The sequence below is a fragment of the Vicinamibacteria bacterium genome (genome assembly GCA_035620555.1).
Classification (GTDB): Bacteria; Acidobacteriota; Vicinamibacteria; order Marinacidobacterales; family SMYC01; genus DASPGQ01.
Map to the genome: position 1 here is coordinate 1 of DASPGQ010000501.1, position 4268 is coordinate 4268.

Annotated in this window: 6 protein-coding genes; 3 read left to right on the forward strand and 3 right to left on the reverse strand. The window is 61.0% G+C overall.

The window, feature by feature from the left end; genetic code table 11:
• The 3 genes from VEK15_20410 to VEK15_20420 form a co-directional block, all read left to right on the forward strand.
• On the forward strand, positions 1 to 398 hold a 398-nt coding region (locus tag VEK15_20410), incomplete at its 5' end, for an energy transducer TonB (GenBank protein HXV63075.1).
• 166 nt (positions 399 to 564) lie between these two features.
• Positions 565 to 1443, forward strand: coding sequence for an MBL fold metallo-hydrolase (locus VEK15_20415; protein HXV63076.1), 879 nt, complete (start codon positions 565 to 567; stop codon positions 1441 to 1443).
• Between the two features lie 43 nt (positions 1444 to 1486).
• On the forward strand, positions 1487 to 1861 hold the full coding sequence (locus VEK15_20420; protein HXV63077.1) for a hypothetical protein: 375 nt from the start codon (positions 1487 to 1489) through the stop codon (positions 1859 to 1861).
• A gap of 40 nt (positions 1862 to 1901) precedes the next feature.
• Here the strand turns inward: VEK15_20420 and VEK15_20425 are convergent, their stop codons facing one another.
• From VEK15_20425 to VEK15_20435, 3 genes are all read right to left on the reverse strand, one after another.
• Positions 1902 to 2744 carry a methyltransferase gene (locus tag VEK15_20425; GenBank protein HXV63078.1) on the reverse strand — a complete coding sequence of 281 codons (843 nt, stop codon included), beginning with the start codon at positions 2742 to 2744 and terminating at the stop codon, positions 1902 to 1904.
• 54 nt (positions 2745 to 2798) lie between these two features.
• Positions 2799 to 3998 carry an MFS transporter gene (locus tag VEK15_20430; protein ID HXV63079.1) on the reverse strand — a complete coding sequence of 400 codons (1200 nt, stop codon included), beginning with the start codon at positions 3996 to 3998 and terminating at the stop codon, positions 2799 to 2801.
• Positions 3999 to 4103: 105 nt separating this feature from the next.
• A complete protein-coding gene (locus VEK15_20435; protein HXV63080.1) occupies positions 4104 to 4268 on the reverse strand; it encodes a GMC oxidoreductase in 165 nt (54 codons plus the stop codon).

Below are 4268 nucleotides of genomic sequence, written 5' to 3' on the forward strand. Positions count from 1 at the left end.
TGGGGCTGGACATCGGTGGGGCTGGAGTCGAGGGCGGTGTTCCCGAGGGGGTCATCGTCGGCATCGTTGGCGGCCTTCCCCAAATGCCGTCTGTGCCACCGCCGCAAGAGCCCGTGCGCGTGGGGCAGGGTCTCCGCTCACCGAGCAAAACCCGACACGTCGCCCCGATCTATCCCGAGATCGCCAAACTGGCGCGCGTGGAGGGCATCGTGATCCTCGAAGCCATCATCGATCCCGCGGGAAACGTCACCCACGTTCGGGTGCTGCGCTCCCGGCCCCTTCTCGATGAGTCGGCCATCGACGCCGTCAAGCAATGGAAGTACGAGCCTACACTACTGAACGGTGTCCCGGTTCCGATCGTGATGACGGTGACGGTGACGTTCCAGTTGAGTAATTGACGCACGTTCTGAGGACTTTCCCGGCCGCCTATCAGCGACTGCCAGGTCGTTTGCCGCGAAGAGATTAGGTCTCGAGATGAGGCCGACCCGCCTAACGAGTGATCTGATAAGTTAGCCGCTCTGTTTGGCTGCGGTCACTTACTCGGTTTCAAAGGACTAAATCGTCATGCATGAAAAGAATCAATCCATGTTGTTCGTTCTCTTCTCAACGGTTCTGATCATGGGCGCCAAGCTCGCCTTCGCTCAGGACTTCAGCGATGTGGAGATCAAGATTCATCCGGTCGCCGGTCAGGTGTATTACCTCGAGGGACAGGGAGGGAACATCGGACTCTTCATTGGCAACGACGGTGTGTTTCTCATCGACGATCAGTACGCCCCGTTGACGGAGAAGATCGTCGCAGCGATACGGACGTTATCCGATGAACCGATTCGGTTTCTCATCAATACGCACATGCATCCGGACCACACCGGTGGCAACGAGAACTTCGGCAAAATGGGAACTCTGATCTTCGGCCACGACAACGTGCGCCATCAGATGCAGGTTGCCGGCTACAAGGAGGCGCCTCCCCTCGTCACTTATGGTGAAGACATGTCCTTCCACATCAATGGCGAGACGGTCTATGTTTTCAAGACTCCCGACGCCCACACCAACGGAGATTCTTACATCCTGTTCCGGGGTTCGAACGTCGTTCACACCGGCGATATCTACCGAACCACGAGCTACCCTTACGTGGACACCGCCAATGGGGGCAGCTTCCTTGGAACGATCAAGGCTCTCGATCTCCTGATCGAAATCTCGGATGCGAACACGAAAATCATTCCCGGTCACGGGGTCATTTCGAACGTGGCCGAGGTCAGAGCGTGGCGGGACATGCTTCTCGTCATTCGCGACCGCGTGAAATCGAGCATCGAAGCGGGCAAGAGCCTGGAGGAGACGCAGGGGGCCGGATTGACGAAAGAATACGACGCCCGATGGGAAAGCGGCCGACGGATTGGCAGCGCCGCCACGCTGATCGAAGCCGCCTACAACGACCTTGCGCGGTAGCCGCCAATAACATCTTACAGAGAACTTGATACAGTATCGCCCCATGGCGAACAGCGACCAATCGGATCTCGAGGCTCGCGTCGCGCATCTCGAGATGATGCAGGATCTGCTTTTCCGGCTCGTGTCGATGACGCGCCCCCTGACGAAATTGCTCGAAGAGTTCGGCGCGACGCGATCGCAGGAAGAGGCGCTGGTGCAATTCCTGGACGGGCTCGTCGAGCGATCGCGCGGACCCGAAGGCGACCGTCCGTCCTTCGCTTATTTCGAGATGAACGTCGCGAACATCCTGCCGAGGCTCCGGGGCAACCGGGAGTTCCTGCAGCTCCTCATGGACACGCTCCGGGTGGAGCGACCGGCATACCGCGAGCTCCACGAGTACGTGACCGCGCGGGGCTGGAGGGCGTCCGACGAAGCGTAGAGAAAGGTCAGAATGAAGTCGACCGTCGCTCGAGAAAACTTCAAGACAGCAGAGGCCTCGACGCCGACCCGTTGAGAGGCTTCCGGCCCCGACAGGAGACGATCAGGCCTTCGCGCCAAGCGAAGCCGGGATTCCTTGTGAGCGCGACGAAGCCGTCGAACTCAGCGGGCGTGACGTTTCCCTGCGCGATGATGGGGTCCTTCAGCTCGACGAAGGCGGGAACGTGGGCGGAAGCATCCTCGTGCGGGTTCCCGCGAAAGAAGTATGCGCGCCCCTCGGCGACGACGTCGTGGAAACCGAGACGCTGGACGAGCCCGAAGAGCTTGCCACCGAAAGAAGGATCCAGCCCGGCGCGCTCCACGAACGCGTAGATTTCCCCGACGACTTTTTCGTACAGCGTTCTCATCTCGTCCGGGGCCGTCGGGTCCGGGCCGTCGGTCACACGATCGGCTTCTTCGATCACGAGAAAGCCTCCGGGTTTGACCGCGCCTGCGAGCTTTTCGAGCGCAAGCTCGCGCTCGGGGATGTGGATGAGAACGTTTCGAGCGTGCACCAGATCGAACCTGTCGTTCTCGAGCTCCTCGGTAACGAGATCATGCCGGCGCACCTCGAAGGCCGGTGAGCGCAGCGGTTCGATGAACGTCGTGTCGATGTCCGTCGCCACCACGCGGCCGCCGGGTGTCGTCCGTTCTCGCAACCACGAGGCGATCGTTCCCAAGCCGGCACCAACTTCGAGGCACAGCCAGCCAGGACGAAAGTTGACACGCTCCAGAAAAGCTATCGTCGCCGGATCCTGGATCCGAGCGAGGAGCGCGAGCCGGCGGCGCGCTTCCTGTTTGTCCTTGTCGAGAAGATAAGCCACGGTCTCGTTAAACACCCGCATCGAGTGGAGCGGATAGCCCAATTCCCGCGAGTACGAGGGGCAGCCGCTTCGCTTTCACGACCGAGAAGCCGAAGCCTCGGAGAAGGTGACGCCGAACATCAGGAGCACGGCGGCGGCGAAGGCGGCGGGGAGCCACCAGAATGTTTGCCAACTGGCCAATGTCGCGACTTCGGGAACGATCGCGTTGAAGACCCATCCAGCCACCAGGGCACCGACGAGCATCCCGACTCCATAGGTCACGAGAACGAGGAAACCTTGCGCCTGCCCGCGGATCTCGCCGGACGATTTCTTGTCGACATAGATCTGACCGGTCACGAAGAAGAAATCGTAGCAGATCCCATGGAGCCCGATCGCCGTCATGATGAGCCAGAAGCTCCCCGTGGGCGCGGCGAAGGCGAAGAGAGCATAGCGAAGCACCCAGGCACTCATTCCCACCACGAGCATCCACTTCACCCCGAGGCGCGCGAAGAAGATCGGCATCGCGAGCATGAAGAGGACCTCGGACATCTGCCCGAAGGACATCTTGAACGCAGGGCTCGAAAGCCCGGCGGCGCTCACGAAGACGGGAGCGTAAGCGTAGTAAGCGGAGAGGGGAATGCAAATCAGGAGCGAGCATGCGATGAAAATCAGGAAAGGGCGGCTCGACAGCGTCTTCAGGGCGTCGAGCCCAAGAATGGATCGTACCGTGGGCTTGGTCCCCGCCGCGCGCGGCGGCGTGTGCGGGAGGGTCAGAGCGTACCCGGCCATGACGATCGAGGCGACACCGGCGGTGTAGAGCGGGATGGGGGTGGCGTCGGCACCCAGGATCGCGCTCACGAGAACGTTGGCCGCGATCCAGCCGAGGGTTCCGAAAACTCGAATCAGGGGAAACTGCTTCTCCTGATCGTGAATGTGATGAAACGCGAGGGAGTTCGTGAGACCGAGAGTGGGCATGTAGAACAGGACGTGAAGCAGAAGCAGGAGGATGAAGAGGGTCGCGGAGCTTGCGGCTCTCGGAGCGAGGAGGATGGCGAGGCCCCCGAGAAGATGCAGGACGGCGAGGATCTTTTCCGTCGCGAAAAAACGGTCGGCCACCATTCCCAGGAAGAATGGTGAGACGACGGCGGCGATAGGGCTCACGGTATAGGCCCAGTAGATGGCACCGGTCAGCTCGATCTCCGTCATGTAGTTCCCCACGGTGACGTACCAGGCCCCCCAGATGAAGAACTCGACGAACATCATGAGGCTCAATCGAAAGGACAGCGCGGGTGGCATCGGTCGGGATTCTATCCTTCGTTGCCGCCGTACGATATGGGCGAGTTTCGCGTACCCGCGGGTGATTCCGTTAGGGTCCCGTCGCGGTCTTGCTTTTAGAGCGCTTTAGCGAAGGAGTGCCGAGCGGTGGTCGCGAAGGTAGTCGGCGGTTCTCAATGCGAGGCTCGCGAGAGTGGCGGTGGGGTTGACCGCGGCGCCCGTCGGAAAGACGCTGGCGCCGGCCACGAAGAGGTTCTCGACCTCGTGGGTCTGCCCGTACGAGTTGGTCAC

What these genes read in the sequence shown, in the direction of transcription:
- VEK15_20415 (HXV63076.1), top strand. Translation starts at nt 565, where the DNA reads ATGCATGAAAAGAATCAATCCATGTTGTTCGTTCTCTTCTCAACGGTT.
- VEK15_20420 (HXV63077.1), top strand. Translation starts at nt 1,487, where the DNA reads ATGGCGAACAGCGACCAATCGGATCTCGAGGCTCGCGTCGCGCATCTC.
- VEK15_20425 (HXV63078.1), bottom strand. Translation starts at nt 2,744, where the DNA reads ATGCGGGTGTTTAACGAGACCGTGGCTTATCTTCTCGACAAGGACAAA.
- VEK15_20430 (HXV63079.1), bottom strand. Translation starts at nt 3,998, where the DNA reads ATGCCACCCGCGCTGTCCTTTCGATTGAGCCTCATGATGTTCGTCGAG.